The sequence below is a fragment of the Ancylobacter dichloromethanicus genome (assembly GCF_018390645.1).
Taxonomy (GTDB): Bacteria; Pseudomonadota; Alphaproteobacteria; order Rhizobiales; family Xanthobacteraceae; genus Ancylobacter; species Ancylobacter dichloromethanicus.
The window spans coordinates 57,135-77,340 of sequence record NZ_JAHBGC010000030.1; the positions used below are offsets into that span (position 1 = coordinate 57,135).

The 20,206-nt window shown below is 71.8% G+C and carries 17 protein-coding genes and 1 pseudogene; 8 read left to right on the forward strand and 10 right to left on the reverse strand.

Annotation, left to right across the window (positions count from 1 at the left end):
* Window positions 1-294 precede the first annotated feature (294 nt).
* Window positions 295-3,390 carry an SEL1-like repeat protein gene (locus tag KHC23_RS24775; RefSeq protein WP_213373581.1) on the forward strand — a complete coding sequence of 1,032 codons (3,096 nt, stop codon included), beginning with the start codon at window positions 295-297 and terminating at the stop codon, window positions 3,388-3,390.
* A gap of 16 nt (window positions 3,391-3,406) precedes the next feature.
* On the opposite strand, the gene pdeM is transcribed toward KHC23_RS24775, so the two are convergent.
* The 3 genes from pdeM to KHC23_RS15580 are packed head-to-tail and all read right to left on the reverse strand — an operon-like array spanning window position 3,407 to window position 7,631.
* Window positions 3,407-4,159 (reverse strand): ligase-associated DNA damage response endonuclease PdeM, encoded by a 753-nt coding sequence (gene pdeM / locus KHC23_RS15570; protein WP_213373582.1) that lies wholly within the window; start codon window positions 4,157-4,159, stop codon window positions 3,407-3,409.
* Window positions 4,122-6,650 carry a ligase-associated DNA damage response DEXH box helicase gene (locus KHC23_RS15575; RefSeq protein WP_213373583.1) on the reverse strand — a complete coding sequence of 843 codons (2,529 nt, stop codon included), beginning with the start codon at window positions 6,648-6,650 and terminating at the stop codon, window positions 4,122-4,124. The genes pdeM and KHC23_RS15575 overlap by 38 nt, the downstream gene beginning before the upstream one ends.
* Before the next feature lie 54 nt (window positions 6,651-6,704).
* Window positions 6,705-7,631 carry a class I SAM-dependent methyltransferase gene (locus tag KHC23_RS15580; RefSeq protein ID WP_213373584.1) on the reverse strand — a complete coding sequence of 309 codons (927 nt, stop codon included), beginning with the start codon at window positions 7,629-7,631 and terminating at the stop codon, window positions 6,705-6,707.
* Window positions 7,632-7,682: 51 nt separating this feature from the next.
* Here KHC23_RS15580 and KHC23_RS15585 point away from each other — a divergent pair, with 51 nt between their 5' ends.
* From KHC23_RS15585 to KHC23_RS15600, 4 genes are read left to right on the forward strand one after another with little or no spacing between them, the layout of a single operon-like run.
* Window positions 7,683-8,741 (forward strand): ligase-associated DNA damage response exonuclease, encoded by a 1,059-nt coding sequence (locus KHC23_RS15585; protein ID WP_213373585.1) that lies wholly within the window; start codon window positions 7,683-7,685, stop codon window positions 8,739-8,741.
* Window positions 8,738-10,432 carry a cisplatin damage response ATP-dependent DNA ligase gene (locus KHC23_RS15590; RefSeq protein WP_213373586.1) on the forward strand — a complete coding sequence of 565 codons (1,695 nt, stop codon included), beginning with the start codon at window positions 8,738-8,740 and terminating at the stop codon, window positions 10,430-10,432. The genes KHC23_RS15585 and KHC23_RS15590 overlap by 4 nt, the downstream gene beginning before the upstream one ends.
* 3 nt (window positions 10,433-10,435) lie before the next feature.
* A complete protein-coding gene (locus KHC23_RS15595) occupies window positions 10,436-10,705 on the forward strand; it encodes a DUF6460 domain-containing protein (RefSeq protein WP_213373587.1) in 270 nt (89 codons plus the stop codon).
* 4 nt (window positions 10,706-10,709) lie between these two features.
* A complete protein-coding gene (locus KHC23_RS15600; RefSeq protein ID WP_213373588.1) occupies window positions 10,710-12,035 on the forward strand; it encodes an MATE family efflux transporter in 1,326 nt (441 codons plus the stop codon).
* On the opposite strand, the gene KHC23_RS15605 is transcribed toward KHC23_RS15600, so the two are convergent.
* The 3 genes from KHC23_RS15605 to KHC23_RS15615 are packed head-to-tail and all read right to left on the reverse strand — an operon-like array spanning window position 12,032 to window position 14,985.
* Complete coding sequence (locus KHC23_RS15605) at window positions 12,032-13,114, reverse strand: quinone-dependent dihydroorotate dehydrogenase (RefSeq protein WP_213373589.1); 1,083 nt, start codon at window positions 13,112-13,114, stop codon at window positions 12,032-12,034. The genes KHC23_RS15600 and KHC23_RS15605 overlap by 4 nt on opposite strands.
* 5 nt (window positions 13,115-13,119) lie before the next feature.
* A complete protein-coding gene (locus KHC23_RS15610) occupies window positions 13,120-13,482 on the reverse strand; it encodes a DUF952 domain-containing protein (protein ID WP_213373590.1) in 363 nt (120 codons plus the stop codon).
* A gap of 33 nt (window positions 13,483-13,515) precedes the next feature.
* Window positions 13,516-14,985 (reverse strand): pyridoxal phosphate-dependent decarboxylase family protein, encoded by a 1,470-nt coding sequence (locus KHC23_RS15615; RefSeq protein WP_213373591.1) that lies wholly within the window; start codon window positions 14,983-14,985, stop codon window positions 13,516-13,518.
* A gap of 154 nt (window positions 14,986-15,139) precedes the next feature.
* Here KHC23_RS15615 and KHC23_RS15620 point away from each other — a divergent pair, with 154 nt between their 5' ends.
* Entirely contained in the window at window positions 15,140-15,766 is a 627-nt protein-coding gene (locus tag KHC23_RS15620; RefSeq protein WP_213373592.1) for a S24 family peptidase, read from the forward strand.
* 98 nt (window positions 15,767-15,864) lie between these two features.
* On the opposite strand, the gene KHC23_RS15625 is transcribed toward KHC23_RS15620, so the two are convergent.
* Window positions 15,865-16,122 (reverse strand): YMGG-like glycine zipper-containing protein, encoded by a 258-nt coding sequence (locus KHC23_RS15625; RefSeq protein WP_213373593.1) that lies wholly within the window; start codon window positions 16,120-16,122, stop codon window positions 15,865-15,867.
* A gap of 253 nt (window positions 16,123-16,375) precedes the next feature.
* Between KHC23_RS15625 and KHC23_RS15630 the strand changes: the two genes are divergently transcribed.
* The gene (locus tag KHC23_RS15630) at window positions 16,376-17,011 is read left to right on the forward strand and encodes a peroxiredoxin (RefSeq protein ID WP_213373594.1); all 636 of its coding nucleotides are present in this window, start codon (window positions 16,376-16,378) and stop codon (window positions 17,009-17,011) included.
* Window positions 17,012-17,146: 135 nt separating this feature from the next.
* Here the strand turns inward: KHC23_RS15630 and KHC23_RS15635 are convergent, their stop codons facing one another.
* The 3 genes from KHC23_RS15635 to def are packed head-to-tail and all read right to left on the reverse strand — an operon-like array spanning window position 17,147 to window position 19,163.
* Window positions 17,147-17,620, reverse strand: coding sequence for a GNAT family N-acetyltransferase (locus KHC23_RS15635; RefSeq protein WP_213373595.1), 474 nt, complete (start codon window positions 17,618-17,620; stop codon window positions 17,147-17,149).
* Window positions 17,617-18,558, reverse strand: coding sequence for a methionyl-tRNA formyltransferase (gene fmt, locus KHC23_RS15640; protein WP_213373596.1), 942 nt, complete (start codon window positions 18,556-18,558; stop codon window positions 17,617-17,619). Before fmt ends, KHC23_RS15635 begins: the two co-directional genes overlap by 4 nt.
* Window positions 18,559-18,605: 47 nt before the next feature.
* Entirely contained in the window at window positions 18,606-19,163 is a 558-nt protein-coding gene (gene def / locus KHC23_RS15645; protein WP_213373597.1) for a peptide deformylase, read from the reverse strand.
* A gap of 111 nt (window positions 19,164-19,274) precedes the next feature.
* On the opposite strand from def, the pseudogene KHC23_RS15650 reads away from it, so the two are divergent.
* Window positions 19,275-20,206, forward strand: a pseudogene (locus KHC23_RS15650) (DNA recombination protein RmuC); the annotation flags it as partial.

A 20,206-nucleotide genomic window follows, 5' to 3' on the forward strand; every position in this document is an offset into this window, starting at 1 on the left:
TTTTTTCTTATCTATTTTGACTTCTGATCCGACCCTGCCGGCCCTCGCTATACGGCATGACCGTTGGTTGGAGTGCGAAATCGGCCGGCCGGCGACGGCGCGCACCACGATGGGGCGCCGGAACGAGGCGCCAAATCGCGGCGGAGCGTCGCCTCGTCAATGCGCTGGCAGCACCGGGAACGGGCGGCGCATTAACGCGCCCTTTACCAAGAATCGAAAGAGTTGCGGCAGGCGGCCCCAGCGGCGGCCGCGGTGATTCCCGCCGCCAATCGTGCCGGAGCGACGGAGAACAAGGTGAGGCAAGAGGCTCCTTCGACCACCGGGCAGATCGCTCCCGAGGCGTGGCGTGCGATGAGCGATGCCGCCCGGCAGGCCGGCCTGCCGCTCGACCAGTGGCTCCGCGATCAGTTGCTCGGCACCACCGCCGCCGGCACGCCGCCGGCCGGCGCCGAGAGCCTGAACAACCTCGCCGAATTGCGGCGCCGGATCGAGGAGCTTGCCGGCCAGCTCGGCCGTATCAGCCCGGCCGGCGCTCCCGCCTACCCAGCCTCCCCCCACCCCGCATTCTCCTTGCCGGCCGACGCCGGCTGGGTCGAGGCACCCGCGCCCATCGCCACCGCGCGCCCGGCGCCTTCCCTATCCCCCGCGGCCCCCACCGGCTCCACCTATGCGGATGAGCGGCTGGCCGCCGCCATACGCGAGATCGACCACCGGCTGGAGGCGTTGCAGCTCACCCGCCCGCGCGGAACGGCGCCGGTGTCCGCGCCCACCCCCGCCGCCATCGAGGCGGCGGTGGCCGAGATCGCGGCCCGCCAGAGCGAGCTGGACCGCGACATCGGCGCACGCCGTCCGCCCACCGGCCCTTATGCCGACCGCCCGCCAGCCGTCCGCGAGACCTCCTTCCGTGAAACGCCCGGCCCGCGCCTCGGGCGCGATCCGTCCGGCGACGCGCCCGCCGGCAGCCGGCTCGAAATCCCCGGCGACACCCCGCCCGCACCGCCTCTCGCCGCTTCAGTCGACGCCGCTTCCGCCGGCACCGAGGCCCGGCCGCCGCTCCACGAGACCATCGCGGCGCTGCAGGGCGAGCTGGCGGCGATGCGGCACGCGCTCGCCACCCTCGCCCCGCGCCGCGCGGTCGACGAGTTGCAGCGCGTGGTGCAGCAGCTGGCCGACCGGGTCGCGCGTTCCGACGCAAGCGACGAGGAATTGCGGGGCACGCTGGCGGCGCTGCGCGAGATGATCGGCGGCCTCGCCCTGCCGGAGCGCCCCGCCCTGCTGCTCGGGCGCATAGAAGCGGTCGAGCGCAAGCTCGACATCGTCAACGCCAAGGTGGTGGATGGCGCGACCGTCGCGCGTCTTCAGGCGCAGGTCGGCGAGATCCGCGAACTGCTGGCCCGCGCATTGTCCTCGGATGCGGTGCGGGCGCTGGCCGAGCAGGTGTCGCTGCTCGCCACCCGGGTCTCGGAGATGGCAGCCGATGAGGACCGCGCGGTGCGCTCGGCGGTCGGCTCGCTGGAGCGCCGCCTCGACACGCTCGTCGACCGGATCGGCAGCCAGCCGGCCCCGGTGATCCCGCTCGACGATCTCGTCAGCCGGCTCGATGCCATCCAGGCCAATCTCGCCAGCGCGCGGCGCGAGGTGCCGGCCGGAATGGAAACGCTGATCCGAGGTCTGTCGGAGCGCATCGAGCGGATCGAACAGCCCGTCGCCCGCGCCGATGACGGCCCGCGCCTCGACATGCTTGGCCGGCAGATCGAGAACCTCACCCGCACCGTCGACAAGGCGGTCGGCGGCGCCGATGTGTCGCGCCAGCTTGCCGGAATCGAGCGCGCGGTCAACGACCTGTTCATCCAGATGGAAGAAACGCGGGCGACCTTCCTCGCCGCGCCCCGTCCGCGCCCGCCCGCCGGTTCCGGCGGGGCGCCCGAGGGCGGAACGGCGCACCTCCGGCGCGAGAGCGCCGGCATCGACGACGGCCATGGCGCGGAAGGCCGACGCGGCACGCAGGACGCGGCGGATACCGTCGAACTCTCGCAGCCCGCCGAGGCGGCGGATGCCGGCGAATTCCCCGCCCTTGCCGCCGAGGTGCGCGAAACGGCGCCCGCCGCCGGGCCGGCTGCCGCTCCCGCGCCGGGCGCGGTCGCGTTCACGCCCGCGCCGGCCTCGATCCCGAAAGCGTTCGAGCCGCAGCTCATGCGCGCCGCGCTGGAGGCACTCAGCCGCTCCTCGGCGGCCGGCCGCGCCCCGCTTGCCGAGTCGAAAGCCGCCGCCACCCCGCTCGCCCCCCCGGCGCCGCCGGTGGACGAACCGGTTGCCGCGCCGACGCCGGCCGATGACAGCGCCCCGACCCGTGCCGCCTTCATCGCCCAGGCCCGCCGCGCCGCCCAGCCGGCCGGCCGCACCGCGGACGTCGCGCCGCCGCCCTTGCGCAGCTACATCGCCGCGCGCCCGGCCGCGAAGCCGGGCCGCTGGCTGGCGCGGGTCCGCGCCATGCTGCTAATCGGCCTGTGCGGCTCGGCGCTGGCCTATGGCTCGTGGCATGTGCTCGCCCAGTTGCGCCAGCAACAGCTGCGCGCCGCGGCGCCGGCCTCGGTGCCGATGCCGGACGACATCACCGGCTCGGTCGGCACAGATGCCCCGCGGGCGCCGCGACCGAACGACCTGCCGGGCAAGACGCCGGCACCGATCGGCCCTTCCAGCCTCGCCCTGCCGGGCGATCTTCCCGGCGACCTGCCGGGCGGCATCGCCAGCCCGGCGCTGCGCGGTGCCGCGCTGGGGGGCGATCTGGGCGCCGCCTTCGAGATCGCCCGCCGCTTCATGGAAGGTGAAGGCGTGGCGCCGAGCCCGGCCCACGCCGCGCAATGGTACGCCTTCGCCTCGGCGCAGGGGTCGGCGCCCGCCACCTACCGGCTGGGCATGCTCTACGAAAAGGGCGCCGACGGCGTGCCGCGCGACGTCGCCAGAGCCCTTGCGCTCTACGAACAGGCCGCCGGCGCCGGCAATGTCGCCGCCATGCACAATCTCGGCGTGCTGCTCGCCTCCGGCGATGCCGGCGCGCCCGACTACGGCGCCGCCGCGCAATGGTTCACCCGGGCCGCCGAGCGCGGTGTGCGCGACAGCCAGTACAATCTCGCCGTGCTCTATGCCCGAGGTCTCGGCGTGCCGACCAGCGCCGCCGACGCCTGGCGCTGGTTCGCCCTCGCCGCCGCGCGCGGCGACAGTCAGGCCGCCGCCAAGCGGGACATCCTCACCCCGGCGCTCGACCCCCGCACGCTGGACGCCGCCCGCCGGCAGGTGGAGCAATGGACCCCGCTGGTCGCCGATGCCGAGGCCAATGACGTGTCGACGATCGGCAGCGGCGCCACGCCGCAGAAGACCGCCTCCCGCTGAGCACTCCCGCGCGGCCCTAGCGATCCGGCAGGCAGGCATGGTGGGCGATGCGGTAGGTGCGCGCCGCCCCCACCACATGCGCGTCGAAATCGCCGCCGAACAGCCCGGCCAGCGCCGCGTCGCGAATGTTCAGCCCGCCGGCATAGGCGCCGAGCGCCGGCATGACGAGGCGCCGTCCATCGGTGGCGAAGCAGCGCCGACGCAGGCTGCGCCCGCGCAGCACCAGCCGCGCCACCGGGTGGAAATGACCGGCGACCTCGCCCGGCGCCGCTTGCCGCCCGTCACCCATTGCCGGCAAAGGACCAGCCGGTTCGTGGCGCAGCGTCAGGGGGCCGATCCTCAGCTCGCCGGCATGCATGCCAGCGAGGCCCGGCATCGGCTCGGGATCGTGATTGCCGGCGATCCACACCATGTCGCGCCCGCGCGCCAGCGAGGCCAGGCTCGCGCGCTCCTCCTCGCCGAGCCGGCCGGCGCCGCCGCGATCATGGAAACTGTCGCCCAGCGCGATGATTGTGCGCGGGTTCCACCGCGCAACGACGAGTTCCAGAAGAGAGAGGGTGGCCCGGCTGTCATAAGGCGGCAGCGGCACGCCGCGGGCGGCGAAGGCGGAGCCCTTTTCCAGATGCAGGTCGGCGACGAGCAGCGCCCGCTCGGCCGGCCACCACAGCGCGCCGGTCGGGTCGAGCACCAGCCGCGCGCCGGCGAGCGCGATCTCGCCCTCGTTCGTGCCCTCATCGCCTGCCGTCGCGGTCGCGGTCGTCGTCGGCACGCATCGCCTCCCTGATCAGTTCGCCTTCGGCCTCGGCGAGCAGCGCTTCCGAGGCCCCGCCGGCCACCATCTCGCGGCCGATCTCCAGCATCACTGGCACCGCCAGCGGCGAGACGCGCGGCAGGACGACATGGTCGATTCGGCCCCGGATACGCACCAGCATGTCGGAGAGCCGGCGAATGTCCAGCAGCCCGGTGGCCGCGTCCGCCCGCGCCGCGCGCAGCAGCACATGGCCCGGCTCGTGCCGGCGCAGCACGTCATAGACGAGGTCGGTGGACATCGTCACCTGGCGCGAGTTCTTCTCCTTGCCGGGAAAGCGCCGCTCGATCAGCCCGGCGATAACAGCGCATTGCCGGAAGGTGCGCTTCATCAGCGCGGACTCCGCCAGCCATTCCTCCAGATCGTCGCCCAGCATGTCAGCGTCGAACAGCGCGTCGAGCGAAAGCTTCCCCCGCGCGACCGCCAGCGACATGTCGGAAACGCCATAGATGACGAGCGCATAATCGTTGGCCATGAAGCCCAGCGGGTGCAGGCCGGCGCGGTCGAGCCGGCGGGTCAGCAGCATGCCGAGCGTCTGGTGGGCCAGCCGCCCCTCGAACGGGTAGGCGACCAGATGATAGCGGCCGCCGCGCGGAAAGGTCTCGACCAGCAGGTCCTCCCGCCCCGGCAGGCGCGAGCGCAGCTTCTGCAGATCGAGCCATTCATGCACCTGGTCCGGCAGGCTCGCCCACCGCGCCGGCTCGGAAAGCAGCGCCCGCACCCCCGCGGCGAGGAAGGTGGAGAGCGGGAACTTGCCGCCGGCATAGGAGGGCACCTTCGGCTCGGTGGCATGGGTGCGGGCGACGCGCACCTCGTTCTCGGCGATGGTGAGATATTCCAGCACCTCGCCGGCGAAGACGAAAGTGTCGCCCGGGCGCATCGTCTCGACGAAATACTCCTCCACCTCGCCCAGCACCCGGCCGCCGAAGCGGGCCTTGGCGCCGGCGAGGCGCACCTTGAGCATGGTGGATTCGACGATGGTGCCGACATTGAGCCGGTATTGCTGCGCCACCTGTGGGTTGGCGACGCGCCAGCGCCCGTCCTTCATCTCGCGGATGCGGGCGAAGCGCTCATAGGCGCGCAGCGCATAGCCGCCGGTGGCGTTGAAGCCGACCACGTCGTCGAAATCCGCGCGCGACAGGCCGGCATAAGGCTCGGCGGAGGTGACCTCGGCATAGAGGTCGTCGGCGTCGAACGGGCCGGCGCAGGCCGTGCCGAGCACGTGCTGCGCCAGCACGTCCAGCGCCCCGGCGCGCACCACCGCGCCGTCCTGCGCCCCCGCCCGCACCGCCTCCAGCGCGGCGCGGCATTCCAGCACCTCGAAGCGGTTTGCCGGCACGAGAACGGCGCGCGAGGGCTCGTCGAGCCGGTGATTGGCGCGGCCGATCCGCTGCATCAGCCGCGAGGAGCCCTTGGGCGCGCCGACATTGACCACCAGGTCGACCGCGCCCCAGTCGATGCCGAGATCGAGCGAGGAGGTGCACACCACCGCCTTCAGCCTTCCCTCGCCCATCGCCGCCTCCACCCGGCGGCGCTGCGAGACGTCGAGCGAGCCGTGATGCAGGGCGATCGGCAGGTTGGCGTCGTTGATGTGCCAGAGTTCCTGGAACAGCAGTTCCGCCTGCATGCGGGTGTTGACGAACACCAGCGTCGTGGTGTGGCGTTCGATCAGGCGGTAGATTTCCTTGAGCGAATGGCGCGCCGTGTGCCCGGTCCAGGGCACATGGGCGGCGCTGTCCAGCATGGAGAGATCGGGCGCGGCGCCGGGGTCGGCGACCACCATGTCCCCCATCTCGCCCGCCCCCCGCTGCGGCACCAGCCAGCGGCGCAGCGTGTCGGGGTCGGCCACCGTGGCGGAAAGTCCGACCGTCTGCACCGCCGGCGCGAGCGTGCGCAGCCGGGCAAGGCCGAGGCTCAGCAGATCGCCGCGCTTGGAGCCGGCGAGGGCGTGCAGTTCGTCCAGCACGATGCGCTTCAGGTCGGCGAACAGATGCCCGGCATCGGCCGAGGCGAGCAGCAGCGCGATCTGCTCGGGCGTGGTGAGCAGAATATCCGGCGGGTCGCGGCGCTGGCGCTGGCGGCGCGAGGCCGGGGTGTCGCCGGTGCGGGTCTCGATGCGGATCGGCAGCGCCATTTCCTGCGCCGGCCGCTCCAGATTGCGGGCGACATCGACGGCGAGCGCCTTCAGCGGCGAAATGTAGAGCGTGTGCAGGCCGGGCGGCCGGGCGCTGGTGCGCGCCGCGGGGCGCGCGGCCAGCTCGACCAGGCTCGGCAGGAAGCCGGCCAACGTCTTGCCGGCGCCGGTGGGGGCGATCAGCAATGTCGAGCGCCCCGCCCGCGCCTTGGCGAGCAGGTCGAGCTGGTGCGCGCGCGGCGCCCAGCCCCTGCCGGCAAACCAGCGCCGGAACGGCTCGGGCAGGAGATCGGCGGGAAAATCGTCGGGCGCATCCATGATCGGCACCGCGAAAAGCTAATGCCTCGGCCGGGAATTGCGAGCCCTCCGCCCTCACCGTTCCCGCATCGCCACGACGACGAGGCCCGGCACCGGCTGGTCCCTTTCCTTGCGCGCCCATTCGTCGGTGAAGGCGAGCAGCGCCAGCCCGGCGGCGGCAAGCATGGCGCGCACATAGTCCTGGGCATGAGCGAAGCGCAGCGTGTCGCGCAGAAGCACGCCTTCGCCGTCATGAGTCTCGGTGGTGAAGGCGAGAAGGCCGCCCGGCTCCAGCACGCGGCGGCTCTCAGCGAGGATGGGGGCGAGATCGTCGAGATAGCAGAAGGCGTCGCCGGCGAAGAGCAGGTCAACCTCGCGGGCCGGCCGCTCCCGCAGCCAGGCGACCATCTCCCCGGCCACCAGCGCGTCGTAGATTTTCCGCCGCCGCGCCTGGGCGACCATGTTGGGCGACAGGTCGACGCCCTCCATCGTGCCGATGCGGTCGACGAGGCGCACGCCGACAAGCCCGGTGCCGCATCCCAGGTCCAGCCCCCGGGCGAAGGCGAAAGGGCGCGCCAGCCCTTCGCAGGCGCGGGCCAGTGCCTCTTCGATCACCTCCGGCCCGCGATAATCGAGCCGCGCCAGTGCCGCGTCGAAGCGGTCGGCATACTGGTCGAACAGCGCGCGCACATAGGCTGCGCTCATGCCCGCCACCTCGCCCTCCAGCCGGGCGAGGCGCAGCGTGGCGCCCAGCGTGTCGGCGGCATCGAGCGCCAGCGCCTCCTCGAAGGCGGCGCGCGCGCCGGCCGTGTCGCCCGCCGCCTCGCGGGCCTCGCCGAGCAGGAACCAGCCCGGGGCGTAATGGCCGGCGCGGGCCACCGCCTCGGTGAGCAGCGCGGCCGCGTCGGCGGCGCTCCCCTCCTCCATCAGCGCGCGCGCCCAGTCGATCCGGCGATCGACCGTCGGGTCGCCGGAAGAAAGAATGAGCCGGCCGGAGGCCATGGCGGGAGGTTCTCGCGAAAACGGAGGAGGCCGCCCTATATAGGTTCCACGATGCGCCCGGAAGAGCTTCTCCACACCACCCCACAGGGGCTTTATTCGCCGGCCGGCGATTTCTTCATCGACCCGACGCGGCCGGTGGCGCGGGCGCTCGTCACCCACGGCCATTCCGACCATGCGCGCGCCGGCCATGGCGCGGTGCTGGCGATGGCCCAGACGCTCGACATCATGGCCATCCGCTATGGCGAGGGCTTCGCCGGCACCACCCAGGCGGCGGCCTATGGCGCGCGGGTCGAGGTCAACGGCGTCGGCGTCACCTTCCATCCCGCCGGGCATATTCTGGGCAGCGCGCAGATCGCGCTGGACTGGCGTGGCTGCACCATTGTCGCCTCCGGCGACTACAAGCCGGGCGCCGACCCCACCGCCGCGCCGTTCGCCCCGGTGCGCTGCCATGTCTTCATCTCGGAAGCGACCTTCGGCCTGCCGGTGTTCCGCCATCCCGTCCCGGCCGACGAGATCGCCAAGCTCACTTCCTCGCTCGCCCTGTTTCCCGAGCGCGCCCATCTGGTTGGCGCCTATGCGCTGGGCAAGGCGCAGCGGGTGATGGCGCTGCTGCGTACAGCGGGGCACGACAGGCCGATCCTGCTGCACGGCGCGATGGAGCGGCTGACCGACTATTACCGCACGCAGGGCATAGACCTCGGCGAGACCCGCCCGGCCCGCGAGGCGACGGCGGCCGAGCGCGCCGGGGCGGTGGTGCTGTGCCCGCCGGGCGCGCTCAATGATGTGTGGTCGCGCCGCTTTCCCGACCCCGTCACCGCCTTCGCCTCGGGCTGGATGCGCATCCGCGCCCGCGCCCGGCAGAACGGCGTCGAGCTGCCGCTGATCCTCTCCGACCACGCCGACTGGGACGAGTTGCAGGCCGCCATCCGCGCCACCGGCTGCGAGGAAGTATGGGTCACGCACGGGCAGGAGGACGCGCTGGTGCACTGGGCGACGCAGGAGGGGCTGCGCGCCCGGCCGCTGCACATGGTCGGCTATGGCGAGGAGGAGGGCGAGGGCGCCGCGCCCGAGCCGCCCGTCTCCCCCACCAATCCGGAGGCGGCGCCGTGAACCGGTTCGCCGCCTTGCTCGACCGCCTCGCCTATGAGCCGCGCCGCAACGGCAAGGTGCGGCTGATCGCTGATTATTTCCACCACACGCCCGACCCCGAGCGCGGCTGGGCGCTGGCGGCGCTCACCGGGTCGCTGTCGTTCCGCAACGCCAAGCCCGGCCTCATCCGCCAGCTCATCGGCGAGCGCACCGACCCGGTGCTGTTCGCGCTCTCCTATGACTATGTCGGCGACCTCTCGGAGACCGTCGCGCTGATGTGGCCGGCGCCGCATGGGCTGAACGACACCGAGCCGCCGCCGCTTTCCGCCATCGTCCACGCCCTCACCCATATGGGCCGCGCCGAGATGCCGGCGGTGCTCGCCTCCCTGCTCGACCGGCTGGACGAGACCGGGCGCTGGGCACTGCTGAAGCTCATCACCGGGGGCTTGCGCATCGGCGTCTCCGCCCGCCTCGCCAAGACCGCCGTGGCCGCGCTGGGCGAGCGGGCACCCGATGAAATCGAGCTGGTCTGGCCGGGTCTGGCCGCGCCCTATGAGGAACTGTTCGCCTGGGCGGAAGGACGCGGGCCGAAGCCGGAGACCGAGGACCCGGCGCCGTTCCGCCCGGTCATGCTCTCCCATCCGCTGGAGGACGCGGATTTCGACAAGCTCGATCCCGCCGCCTTCCGTGCCGAGTGGAAATGGGACGGCATCCGCGTGCAGGCGGCTCGGGCGGCGGGGCTGGAGGGGCGCCACGTCACCCGGCTCTACAGCCGGACGGGGGAGGACATTTCCGGCGCCTTCCCCGACCTTGCCGAGGCGTTCGCCTTCGACGGGGTGGTGGATGGCGAGTTGCTCATCCTGCGCGAGGGGAGGGTGCAGTCCTTCAACGTGCTGCAGCAGCGCCTCAACCGCAAAGTCGTCTCGCCCCGATTGCTGATGGAATTTCCCGCCCATATCCGCGCCTATGACCTGCTGGTGGAAGGCGGCGAGGATTTGCGCGAGCTTCCCTTCGAGGCCCGCCGCGCCCGGCTGGAGGCACTCATCGCCGCCCACCCCACCGAGGGCCGGCTCGACCTGTCGCCGCTGGTGCCGTTCGCGACCTGGGACCAACTCGCCGCCGCCCGCGCCGACCCCGCCGCCCATGGCGCCGGGGAGGATGCCGAGGCGGTGGAAGGGGTGATGCTCAAGCGCGTGGACAGCCTCTATTTGCCCGGCCGCCCCAAGGGGCCGTGGTGGAAATGGAAGCGCGACCCGCACAGCGTCGACGCCGTGCTGATGTATGCCCAGCGCGGCCATGGCAAGCGCTCCTCCTATTACTCCGACTACACGTTCGGCGTATGGACCGAGGCCGGCGAACTGGTGCCGGTCGGCAAGGCCTATTTCGGCTTCACCGATGCCGAACTGGTCGAGATCGACCGCTTCGTGCGCCGCCACACCGTCAACCGCTTCGGCCCGGTGCGCGAAGTGGTGCACACGCCCACCGAGGGGCTGGTGCTGGAGGTGGCGTTCGAGGGGCTGGCCCGCTCCACCCGCCACCGCTCCGGGCTCGCCATGCGCTTTCCCCGCATCGCCCGGCTGCGCTGGGACAAGCCCCCCGGCGAGGCTGACCGGCTGGAGACGCTGGAGCGCATGATAGGTGACGAAAGCCACGCTCCCCGCCGGGCCAAGGCCGTGCTAGGGAAGCAGCCTTCGCCCGCCGGGGAAATGTGAGTCATGGCCGATAATCAGCTTGCCCGCTGGATGGGCGGTTCGCCCTTCTGGGTTCTCGTGCGCCTGGTGCTGCTGTCTGTCGTGGTCGGCGTCATCCTCGCCGCGCTCGGCCTCGACCCGCTGAACATCCTCTCCAGCCTGGAGCGGCTGGTGCGGCACCTGTTCAATTTCAGCTTCGAGGCGATTGAGCGGCTGTGGCGCTATTTCATCCTCGGCGCGGTCATCGTGATCCCGCTCTGGCTCATTCTGCGCATTGCCAATCGCGGGCGCTGAACCCATGAACCTCGCACTCGCCGGCCGGGTGGAAGTCACCTCCGGGCGGTTTCTCGCCATCGCGCTGCCGGCGACGCTGGCGCAGATGACCACGCCGGTGCTCGGGCTGGTGGCCACCGGCGCCATCGGCCGGCTGGGCGACGCGGTGTTGCTCGGCGCGGTGGCGGTGGGCGCGCTGCTGTTCGATTTCGCCTTCTGGATCTTCGGCTCGATCCGCATGGGTACGGCCGGGCTGACCGCGCAGGCGCTGGGGCGCGGCGAGCGCGTGGAACTGCGCGCCGTGCTGATCCGGGCACTGCTGATCGCCGCCGCCATCGGCCTCGCGCTCATCGTGCTGCACGGCCCGATCGCCGACCTCGCCTTTCTCGCCATGGGCGCCAGCGAGGGCGTGCACGCGGCGGCGACGCTCTATTTCTCCGTCCGCATCCTTTCCGCCCCCTTCGCCATCGGCAATTTCGCCGTGCTCGGCTGGCTGGTCGGCATCGCCCGCACCGATATCGGCCTCGGCCTGCAGGTGCTGATCGCCGCCGTCAACGCGGTGGCGACCGTCGCTCTGGTGCTCTACTGGGATTTCGGCATCGCCGGCGCCGCATGCGCCAACGTGCTGGCGGAAATCACCGGCACGCTGTTCGGCCTCATCGCCGCCGCCCGGCTGATCGGCCGCGACTGGCGGGTGCCGTGGCGCACCGTGCTCGACCGTGCCCGGCTGGTCGAGACGGTGGCGGTCAATCGCGACATCATGATCCGCACCGCGCTGATCATGAGCGTGATCCTGTTCTTCACCGCGCAGGGGGCGCGGCACGACGACGTGACGCTCGCCGCCAATGCCGTGCTCTACAACATGGTGATGGTGTCGGCCTTCTTCCTCGACGGCTTCTCCACCGCCGCCGAGCAGATCTGCGGCCAGAGCGTGGGCGCGCGGGACCGGGCGGGCTTCCGCCGCGCCGTGCGGCTGGTGCTGTTCTGGGGCCTGGGCTTCGCCGCGCCAGCGACGCTGGCGCTGCTGGCCGGCGGCGGGCCGCTGATCGACCTGCTCTCGGCCAACGAGCAGGTGCGCGAGGTCGGCCGGCAGTTCCTGCCGCTGGCGGCGCTGACCCCGCTGCTCGGCGTCGCCGCCTTCGCCTATGACGGCATCTATGCCGGCGCGACCTGGGCCCGCGACATGCGCAACATGATGCTGCCGGCGGTGGCGCTGTTCTTCCTCGCCTGGTGGCTGACCCTGCCGCTCGGCAATACCGGCCTGTGGCTGGCCTATCTCGCCTTCATCTCCGGGCGCGGCATCTTCCTGGCGCTGCGGCTGCCGGCGCTGGAGCGGCGGACCTTCGGCTAATCCGGAAACGGCGCCGCCACCAGCGCCCGCGCGCGGCGCCCGGTCAGGGCTTCGAGCGTGGCGGCCTCGCGCGCCAGCCGCGCGGCGAGCCCGTCCTTGATCTTCTCCACCAGCCCCAGCCCCTCATAGACCAGCCCGGAATAGAGCTGGATCAGGCTGGCCCCGGCCTCGATCTTGGCCAGCGCCGTCGCGGCGCTGTCGATGCCGCCGACACCGACCAGCGGGAAGGCGCCGTCGACCCGAACATAGGTCTCGGCCAGCATGCGGGTGGAGAGGGCGAACAGCGGCCGGCCGGAAAGCCCGCCGGTCTCGCTTTTGAACGGGGAGCGCAGGCCCGGCGGGCGCGAAATGGTGGTGTTGGAGACGATCAGCCCGTCGATGCGGCGGCGGCGCGCCACCGCCACCATGCCGTCGAGATGGGGCAGCGCGAGATCGGGCGCGATCTTGAGCAGCAGCGGCACGCCGGGCGCCGCCTGGTCGCGGGCCTCGAGCACCCGCGCCAGCAGTTCGTCGAGCGCGCGCTCCTCCTGCAGGTCGCGCAGCCCCGGCGTGTTGGGCGAGGAGACGTTGGCGGTGAAATAGCTCGCCAGCCCGGCAAAGGCGCGGATGCCGGAGACATAGTCGGCGGCGCGGTCGGTGGAATCCTTGTTCGCCCCGACATTCACCCCGACGATGCCGCGTGCCTTGCGTCCGCCTCGGGCGGCGAGGCGCGCCACCGCCGGCGTATGGCCGCCGCTGTTGAAGCCGTAGCGGTTGATCACCGCCCGGTCCTCGGTGAGGCGGAAATTGCGCGGGCGCGGATTGCCCGGCTGCGGGCGCGGGGTGATGGTGCCGACCTCGACGAAGCCGAAGCCGGCGCCGAGCATCGCGTCCGGCACTTCCGCCTCCTTGTCGAAGCCCGCCGCCAGCCCCACCGGGTTGGGGAAGGCAAGGCCGAAGGCGGACACCGCGAGACGGGGATCGTCCACCGGCGCGGCGGCCGGCGGCAGGCAGGAAAGCGCGCGGATCGAAAGCCCGTGCGCGGTCTCGGGGTCCATCAGCCGGGCGAAGGGAAGCGCGAGGTCGAGCAGCCGGCGCATCGGCGTCATCCCTCCAGCGCGGGGAAAAGGTGGCGTCCATGCTCTCCGAGCGGCAGGTCGCGCACAAACCCCACGGCGTCGAGCGCGAGCGGGCCGTAGAGATGGGGGAACAGGTCGCCGCCGCGCGAGGGCTCCCAGCGCAGCCGCGCCGGATCGAGCCGCTCGACCCGGATGGCGACCAGCACGAGGTCGTCCTGCCCGGCGAAGTGCCGCGCCGCAGTTTCCTGTACCTGCGCCGCGGTGGAAAAATGGATGAATCCGTCGGCGAGGTCGACCGGCGCGCCGTCGAATTGCCCGGCGGCCTCCGCCGCCTGCCACAGCGCGCGCGGCGCGATCTTGTAGATGAGGGCCGCCTGCGCCATCGCCATGTCCCGTTCCCCGCCGTTGCCGCCGCGCCCGTCCTAGCTGGCGGCGGCCGTGCTGGCAACGCGTCTCCAGGCCGCGATGATCGCCTGCGCCGACAGCCGGATGTCGTCATCGGTGGTGGAGAAGCCGATCACCGAGAGCCGCATGATCCACCGGCCCCGCCATTTCGCCCCGCCGGCGAAGCAGGTGCCGTCCTCCTGCAGCGCCGCGATGGCGGCGCGGGTGAGGGCATCGCCGGTGGCCCCATCCCCATCGGCGCCGAAGCGCACCGCGACCTGGTTCAGCACCACCTCGTTCAGCACCGTGATGCCGGGCTCGGCGGCGAGCCCCGCCGCCAGCAGCCGCGCCTGCGCGCAATGGCGCGCCACCATGGCGGCGATGCCTTTGCTGCCGAAATGGCGCAGCAGCGCCCAGGTGGCGAAGCCGCGGGCGCGGCGCGAAAGCTCGGGCACGTAATGGGAGGGGTCGCGCTCATGTTCGCTCACCGGCGGCAGGTAGCTCGCCGCGATGGTCATGGCCCGGCGATGGGCTCCCGCGTCACGCACGATCACATAGCCGCAGTCGAACGGCGTCTGCAGCCATTTATGGCCGTCCGTGGCCCAGGAATCCGCTCCCTCCACGCCATGCGCGAGCGGCGCATGGGCCGGGCAGGCGCGTGCCCACAGGCCGAAGGCGCCATCCACATGCACCCAGCCGCCGCGCGCCCGGGCCAGCGGCACGATGCGCTCATGCGCGTCGGTGGCGCCGGTATGGACATGGCCGGCCTGCGTCACCACGATCAGCGGCGCGCCCGGCGGCACGTCGCGCGCCAGCCGCTCCGCGAAGGCGTCGGGACACATCACGCCCTGCGCGTTCGAGGCCACGCGCAGCAGGCTGGCCTTGCCGAAGCCGAGATAATGCAGCGCGGAATAGACGCTGGCATGGGCCTCGTCGCCGATCAGCACCCGCACCGGCGGGGCGCCGAACAGGCCCTGCGCCTCCACATCCCACCCCGCCCGGCGCAGCACCTCGCCGCGCGCGGCGGCAAGGCCGACGAAGCTCGCCATGGTCGCGCCGGTGACGAAGCCGACCGCGCTTTCGGCCGGCAGGCGCAGCACCTCCAGCAGCCAGCGCGCGGCCACCGTCTCCGCCGCCGCAGCGGCCGGTGCCGCCACGTGGTTGGCGGTGTTCTGGCCCCAGGCGGCGGTCAGCCAGTCGGCCGCCACCCCCACCGGGTGCGAATTGCCGATCACCCAGCCGAAGAAGCGCGGCCCGGTGGCGGCGTGCAGGCCCGGGACGGCGCGACGCACGAGCTGGTCCAGCACCTGTTCCGCCGTCTCGCCATCCTCCGGCAGCGCGTCGTCGAAGGCGGCGACGCTTTGCCCGTAAGTGGCCTCGGCGCGCTGGCGCGCACGCGGCGCGGTACGGTAGGTGACGGCGTGGCGCGCGGCCGCCAGCAGCAACGCCCCGGTTTCCTCACCCGTCGCGTCGCCGAGATCGTCAATAGCGGTCCTGAGTCGCGTCATGGTCGGCTCCACCCGAAGGGCGGCCATCCTAGGCAGCGCGCCGGCCCTGTCCAGCGCCCGGCCCCGCCCGCCCGGAAGCCGCGCAGAAGCGGCTGGACGTGGGCGGAAATAGGGTATAATTCCTAAATCTCAGATAAAATTCCGAGATCGAATCATGCTGACCCATGCGCATATCTGGCGTGCCGTGGATCGCCTCGCGGAACGCGCGGGCCTGAGCGCCTCCGGGCTGGCCCGGCGCGCGGGGCTCGACGCCACCACCTTCAACCGTTCCAAGCGCGAGGCGCCGGACGGGCGGCCGCGCTGGCCCTCCACCGAGAGCATCGCCAAGATGCTCGCCGCCACCCAGACCAGCCTCGACGATTTCATGGCGCTGATGGACGGCGCGGGCGGCGCGCGGCGCGCCATCCCGCTGATCGGCTTCGCCCAGGCCGGCGGCGGCGGCTATTTCGACGATGCCGGCTTTCCGGTCGGCGGCGCGTGGGACGAGATCGCGTTCCCCAATGTCGGCGATGAGCACGCCTATGCGCTCGAAATCGCCGGCGATTCCATGCTGCCGCTGTACCGCGATGGCGACATCGTGGTGGTTTCGCCGGCCGCCCCGGTCCGGCGCGGCGACCGGGTGGTGGTGAAGACCCGCGAGGGCGAGGTGCTGGCCAAGGAACTGAAGCGCCAGACCAACCGCACGGTGGAACTGCGCTCGCTCAACCCCGAGCATCCCGACCGCCTGCTGCAGGACAGCGAGATCGCCTGGATCGCGCGCGTGCTGTGGGCGAGCCAGTAGGGCGGGCGGCGGCCCCTCCCCCCGACGGGAGACCGACATGGAAACGGCCCCGCGAGGGGGGCCGCTTCTGTCCTGCCGGGTTTTCGCGTGGCGCGCCGTCAGCAGCGCACCGCCACGCGGCGGCCGTAGCGGTCATAGGCGTAGCAGTCGCCGGGCGAGGTCGCCGCGCCGATGAGCGCGCCGGTGCCGGCGCCGACGCCCGCCCCGATCGCCGCGCCGGTGCCACCGCCGGCGATGCCGCCGATGACCGCCCCGGTGCCGCCGCCGATGAGCGCGCCGCCAGTGGCACGGCGTTCGGTGGTGGTGCAGGCCGCGATGCTGAGCGTAGCCAGCGAAAGCACAACGATCTTGAGCATGATCCCTCTCCCGATTTGATCTTGCCGGACCTGACCCACCAGATCGCGACGGCAGTTCCCAGATGTCAGCGGCACCCCCCGCCGCGCTGCGGCCAGCAGGACTGCCCGTCGGGTAACGTGCTCTTGCGACATCGGTTCCACGGCCGTGGATTATGGTCGGGTTCCCGCTTCCGGGACGCGGCCGCTTTCAGAGCCCGGCCGCGCGGTTTATGCTACTAAACTTGTAGACTTCTAACCCTCACGGGAGTTCACCATGACCATCCGCCTTGGGGACGTCGTTCCCGATTTCGACGCCGAGACCACAGAGGGCCCGATCCGCTTCCATGAATGGCTCGGCGATTCCTGGGGCGTGCTGTTCTCGCACCCCAGGAACTTCACCCCGGTCTGCACCACCGAGCTCGGCCAGGTGGCGCGGCTGAAGCCCGAATTCGACCGCCGCAACGTCAAGGTGATCGGCCTGTCGGTCGACCCGCTCGACGCCCACGAAAAATGGGCACAGGACATCGCCGAGACCCAGGGCTACGCTCCCAATTTCCCGCTGATCGCCGACCCGGACCGCACCATCTCCGGCCTCTACGACATGATCCACCCCAACGCCTCCGACACCATGACGGTGCGCTCGGTGTTCGTCGTCGGGCCGGACAAGAAGCTGAAGCTCTCGCTCACCTATCCCGCCAGCGCGGGGCGCAATTTCGACGAGATCCTGCGGGTGATCGATTCGCTCCAGCTCACCGCCCAGCACGCCGTCGCCACCCCGGCCAACTGGAAGGACGGCGAGGACGTGATCATCGTCCCCTCGGTCAGCGACGAGGCGGCGAAGGAGAAGTTCCCCGGCGGATGGAAGACGCTGAAGCCCTATCTGCGCATGGTCGCCCAGCCGGGCAAGTGAGGGCGCGCCCGGCCCGGATGAGCGCGTCATCCCGGCCGTAGCGAAGCGGAGAGCCGGGATCGTTCGCCTTAACGGCACGACCCCCGGATCGGCCTCCGGCCGTCCGGGATGAGGAATTCCGTGCGGGCAAATCCCTCAGGGCTGCAGCGACTTGCGGTACTGGATGAAGCCGGTGCGCTCGGCCACGCCATTATAGAGTCGCTGCGCCGTCAGATTGGTTTCGTGGGTCAGCCAGTAGACCTTGGGGCTGCCCTTGGCCGCCGCGTCGGCGGCGACATGGGCGATCAGCGCCTGACCCAGCCCGCGCCCGCGCTGGCTGGCGTCGACGAACAGGTCGTTGAGGTAGCACACATCGCCGACCCACCATGTCGAGCGATGGAACAGCCAGTGCACGAGCCCCACCGCCCGCCCGTCCCCGTCGATCGCCAGCGCGCCATGCACCGGCTCGGCGGGATCGAGCAGGCGCTGCCACGTGGTCTGCGTCACCGTGTCGGGAAGCTCGGCCTCGTAGAAGGTGAGATAGCCCTGCCACAGCGGCAGCCACCGCGCGTGATCGTCCGCGGTCAGCGCCCGGATGGTGTCGGTGCCCGTGCCTGTACCCAAGCTCATGTCCCCGCTCCCGCCAGCACCGTGCCCGGCGCGAGATCGCTGCCGCGCAGGAATTCCTCCGCCGCCATCGCCCGGCTGCCGGCCTTCTGCACCTCGATGAGCCGCACCGCTCCCGCCCCTTCGCCCGCCCCGCAGGCGATGGTCAGCACCCCGTCCAGCACCGTGCCGGGGGCGCCCGCGCCCTCGGCCCGCGTCGCGCGAAGCACCTTCACCCGCGCGCCGGCAAGGTCGAACCACGCGCCCGGAAAGGGTGACAGGCCGCGAATATGGTCGTGCACCGCGCGCGCCGGCATCGCCCAGTCGATACGGGTCTCGGCCTTGTCGATCTTGGCGGCGTAGGTGACGCCGGCATCAGGCTGCGGCGTGAAGCTGAGCGCGCCGCGCTCCAGCGCCGCCAGCGCCCGGCCCATCAGGTCGCCGCCGACGATCATCAGCCGGTCGTGCAGTTCGCCCGCCGTCATGTCGGGGCCGATGGCGACACGCTCGACCAGCCCGACAGGCCCGGTGTCGAGCCCGGCCTCCATCTTCATCACCGCGACCCCGGTCTCGGCATCCCCCGCCATGATGGCGCGCTGGATCGGCGCGGCGCCGCGCCAGCGCGGCAGCAGCGAGGCGTGCAGGTTAAGGCAGCCGAGCGTGGGCAGGTCGAGGATGGCCTGCGGCAGCAGCCGTCCATAGGCGACGACGACGGCCGCATCCGCCTCATGGGCGGCAAAGCTCCGGGTGGCGTCCTCGGTGCGAAGGGTCGCGGGGGTCAGCACCGGGATGCCGAGCCGCTCGGCGGCGCGGTGCACCGGCGAGGGCACCAGGTCGAGCCCGCGCCGCCCGGCCGGGGCCGGGGCGCGCGTATAGGCCGCCACCACCTCATGGCCGGCGCCGACGATCTCGACCAGCGTCGGCACCGCGAAATCGGGCGTGCCCATGAAGACGATGCGCATGAGAACTCCCGCAGGGTCTGGCGAAAGAAGTGGCGGAACGGCGGCGATCAGACGCCGTCACGCTCCTTCTTCGCCAGCTTGGTGAACTTGGTGATCACCCGGTCGCGCTTGAGCTTGGAGATGTGGTCGATGAACAGCACGCCGTTGAGATGGTCGATCTCGTGCTGCACGCAGGTCGCCAGCAGCCCGTCGGCGTCGATCTCCCGGGTCTCGCCGTTGAGGTCCATGTAGCGGATCCGCACGCGCGCCGGGCGCTCGACATCGGCGTAATATTCCGGGATCGACAGACAGCCCTCGGAATAGACCGACAGTTCCTCGGAGGCGGCGATGATCTCCGGGTTGATCAGCGCCAGCGGGTGCTTCTCGCGCTCGGCCTCCTCCGCCTCCGCGCCTTCTGCCTGCGCCTCGCGCGGGCCGACATCGACGGTAACGATGCGCTCCGGCACGCCGACCTGAATCGCCGCCAGCCCGATGCCGGGGGCGTCATACATGGTCTCGAACATGTCCTCGACGATCGCGCGCACGCGCGCATCCACGCGCACGACCGGATCGGAGAGCTGGCGCAGGCGGGTATCGGGGAGGATCACGAGAGGACGTATCGACATGGGCGACCAGATAAGCGCCGCGCCGGTTTCCGTCAACGGAACGATTGCGCCCCAGGGTGACGATGTTCCCGCTACGTTCGCGTCCGCCGTCGAATCTGCTAGAACGACGGGATGGATCAGGTTCTGTTCGTCGTCGGCTCGCAGCCCGTGACGCTGGCGCAGGCGCTCGCCGGCGCGGCCGCGCTCGCCTTTCTCCTACTTGTCGCCGTTCTGCGGGCGGTCTCCCGCACCGCCCGCCAGAGCGCCGCCGAGGCGGACGAGCAGGCCCGGCGCGCCGACGAGCTGGAGGAACGCCTCGTCGACCTCGCCCGTACCCAGGCCGAGACCATCGGCCGGGTACAGTCGATGGCCGAGGTGCTGGCGCAGCGCCAGGGCGATCTCGCCCGCGCCGTCGCCGAGCGGCTGGACGCCTCCTCCCACCGCATGGGCGAGAGCCTGGCGCGGGCCAGCGAGGCGACGCATGAGAACCTCACCAGGCTGAACGAGCGCCTTGCGCTTGTGGACCAGGCACGGGCCAGTCTCGGCGAACTCTCCGGACAGGTGATGAGCCTGCGCGAGACGCTGTCCAACAAGCAGGCGCGCGGCGCCTTCGGCGAGGGGCGGCTGCAGGCCATCGTCGCCGACGCGCTGCCGCGCGACAGCTTCGCCTTCCAGCACACGCTGGCCAATGGAAGGCGCGCCGACTGCGCGATCTACCTGCCCGGCGACAAGCGCCCGCTGCTGGTCGATTCCAAGTTTCCGCTGGAGGCCATCACCGCCTTCCGGGAGGCGCAGACGCCGGAGATGCGCAAGCCGGCCGAGGCGCGGCTGAAGGCCGATGTCGGGCGCCATGTGAAGGACATCGCCGAGCGCTACCTGATCAGCGGCGAGACCCAGGACGTGGCGCTGATGTTCGTGCCCTCCGAATCCGTCTATGGCGAATTGCACGAGCATTTCGACGACATCATCCAGCAGGCGTTCCGCGCGCGGGTCATCCTGGTCTCGCCCTCGCTGCTGATGCTGGCGGTGCAGGTGGTGCAGGCGATCTGCAAGGATGCGCGGAT

What these genes read in the sequence shown, in the direction of transcription:
- KHC23_RS15600 (WP_213373588.1), top strand. Translation starts at nt 10,710, where the DNA reads ATGAACCTCGCACTCGCCGGCCGGGTGGAAGTCACCTCCGGGCGGTTT.
- KHC23_RS15635 (WP_213373595.1), bottom strand. Translation starts at nt 17,620, where the DNA reads ATGAGCTTGGGTACAGGCACGGGCACCGACACCATCCGGGCGCTGACC.
- fmt (WP_213373596.1), bottom strand. Translation starts at nt 18,558, where the DNA reads ATGCGCATCGTCTTCATGGGCACGCCCGATTTCGCGGTGCCGACGCTG.
- KHC23_RS15605 (WP_213373589.1), bottom strand. Translation starts at nt 13,114, where the DNA reads ATGCGCCGGCTGCTCGACCTCGCGCTTCCCTTCGCCCGGCTGATGGAC.
- KHC23_RS15615 (WP_213373591.1), bottom strand. Translation starts at nt 14,985, where the DNA reads ATGACGCGACTCAGGACCGCTATTGACGATCTCGGCGACGCGACGGGT.
- KHC23_RS15630 (WP_213373594.1), top strand. Translation starts at nt 16,376, where the DNA reads ATGACCATCCGCCTTGGGGACGTCGTTCCCGATTTCGACGCCGAGACC.
- KHC23_RS15610 (WP_213373590.1), bottom strand. Translation starts at nt 13,482, where the DNA reads ATGGCGATGGCGCAGGCGGCCCTCATCTACAAGATCGCGCCGCGCGCG.
- KHC23_RS15595 (WP_213373587.1), top strand. Translation starts at nt 10,436, where the DNA reads ATGGCCGATAATCAGCTTGCCCGCTGGATGGGCGGTTCGCCCTTCTGG.
- def (WP_213373597.1), bottom strand. Translation starts at nt 19,163, where the DNA reads ATGTCGATACGTCCTCTCGTGATCCTCCCCGATACCCGCCTGCGCCAG.
- KHC23_RS15620 (WP_213373592.1), top strand. Translation starts at nt 15,140, where the DNA reads ATGCTGACCCATGCGCATATCTGGCGTGCCGTGGATCGCCTCGCGGAA.
- KHC23_RS15585 (WP_213373585.1), top strand. Translation starts at nt 7,683, where the DNA reads ATGCGCCCGGAAGAGCTTCTCCACACCACCCCACAGGGGCTTTATTCG.
- KHC23_RS15575 (WP_213373583.1), bottom strand. Translation starts at nt 6,650, where the DNA reads ATGGATGCGCCCGACGATTTTCCCGCCGATCTCCTGCCCGAGCCGTTC.
- KHC23_RS15580 (WP_213373584.1), bottom strand. Translation starts at nt 7,631, where the DNA reads ATGGCCTCCGGCCGGCTCATTCTTTCTTCCGGCGACCCGACGGTCGAT.
- KHC23_RS15625 (WP_213373593.1), bottom strand. Translation starts at nt 16,122, where the DNA reads ATGCTCAAGATCGTTGTGCTTTCGCTGGCTACGCTCAGCATCGCGGCC.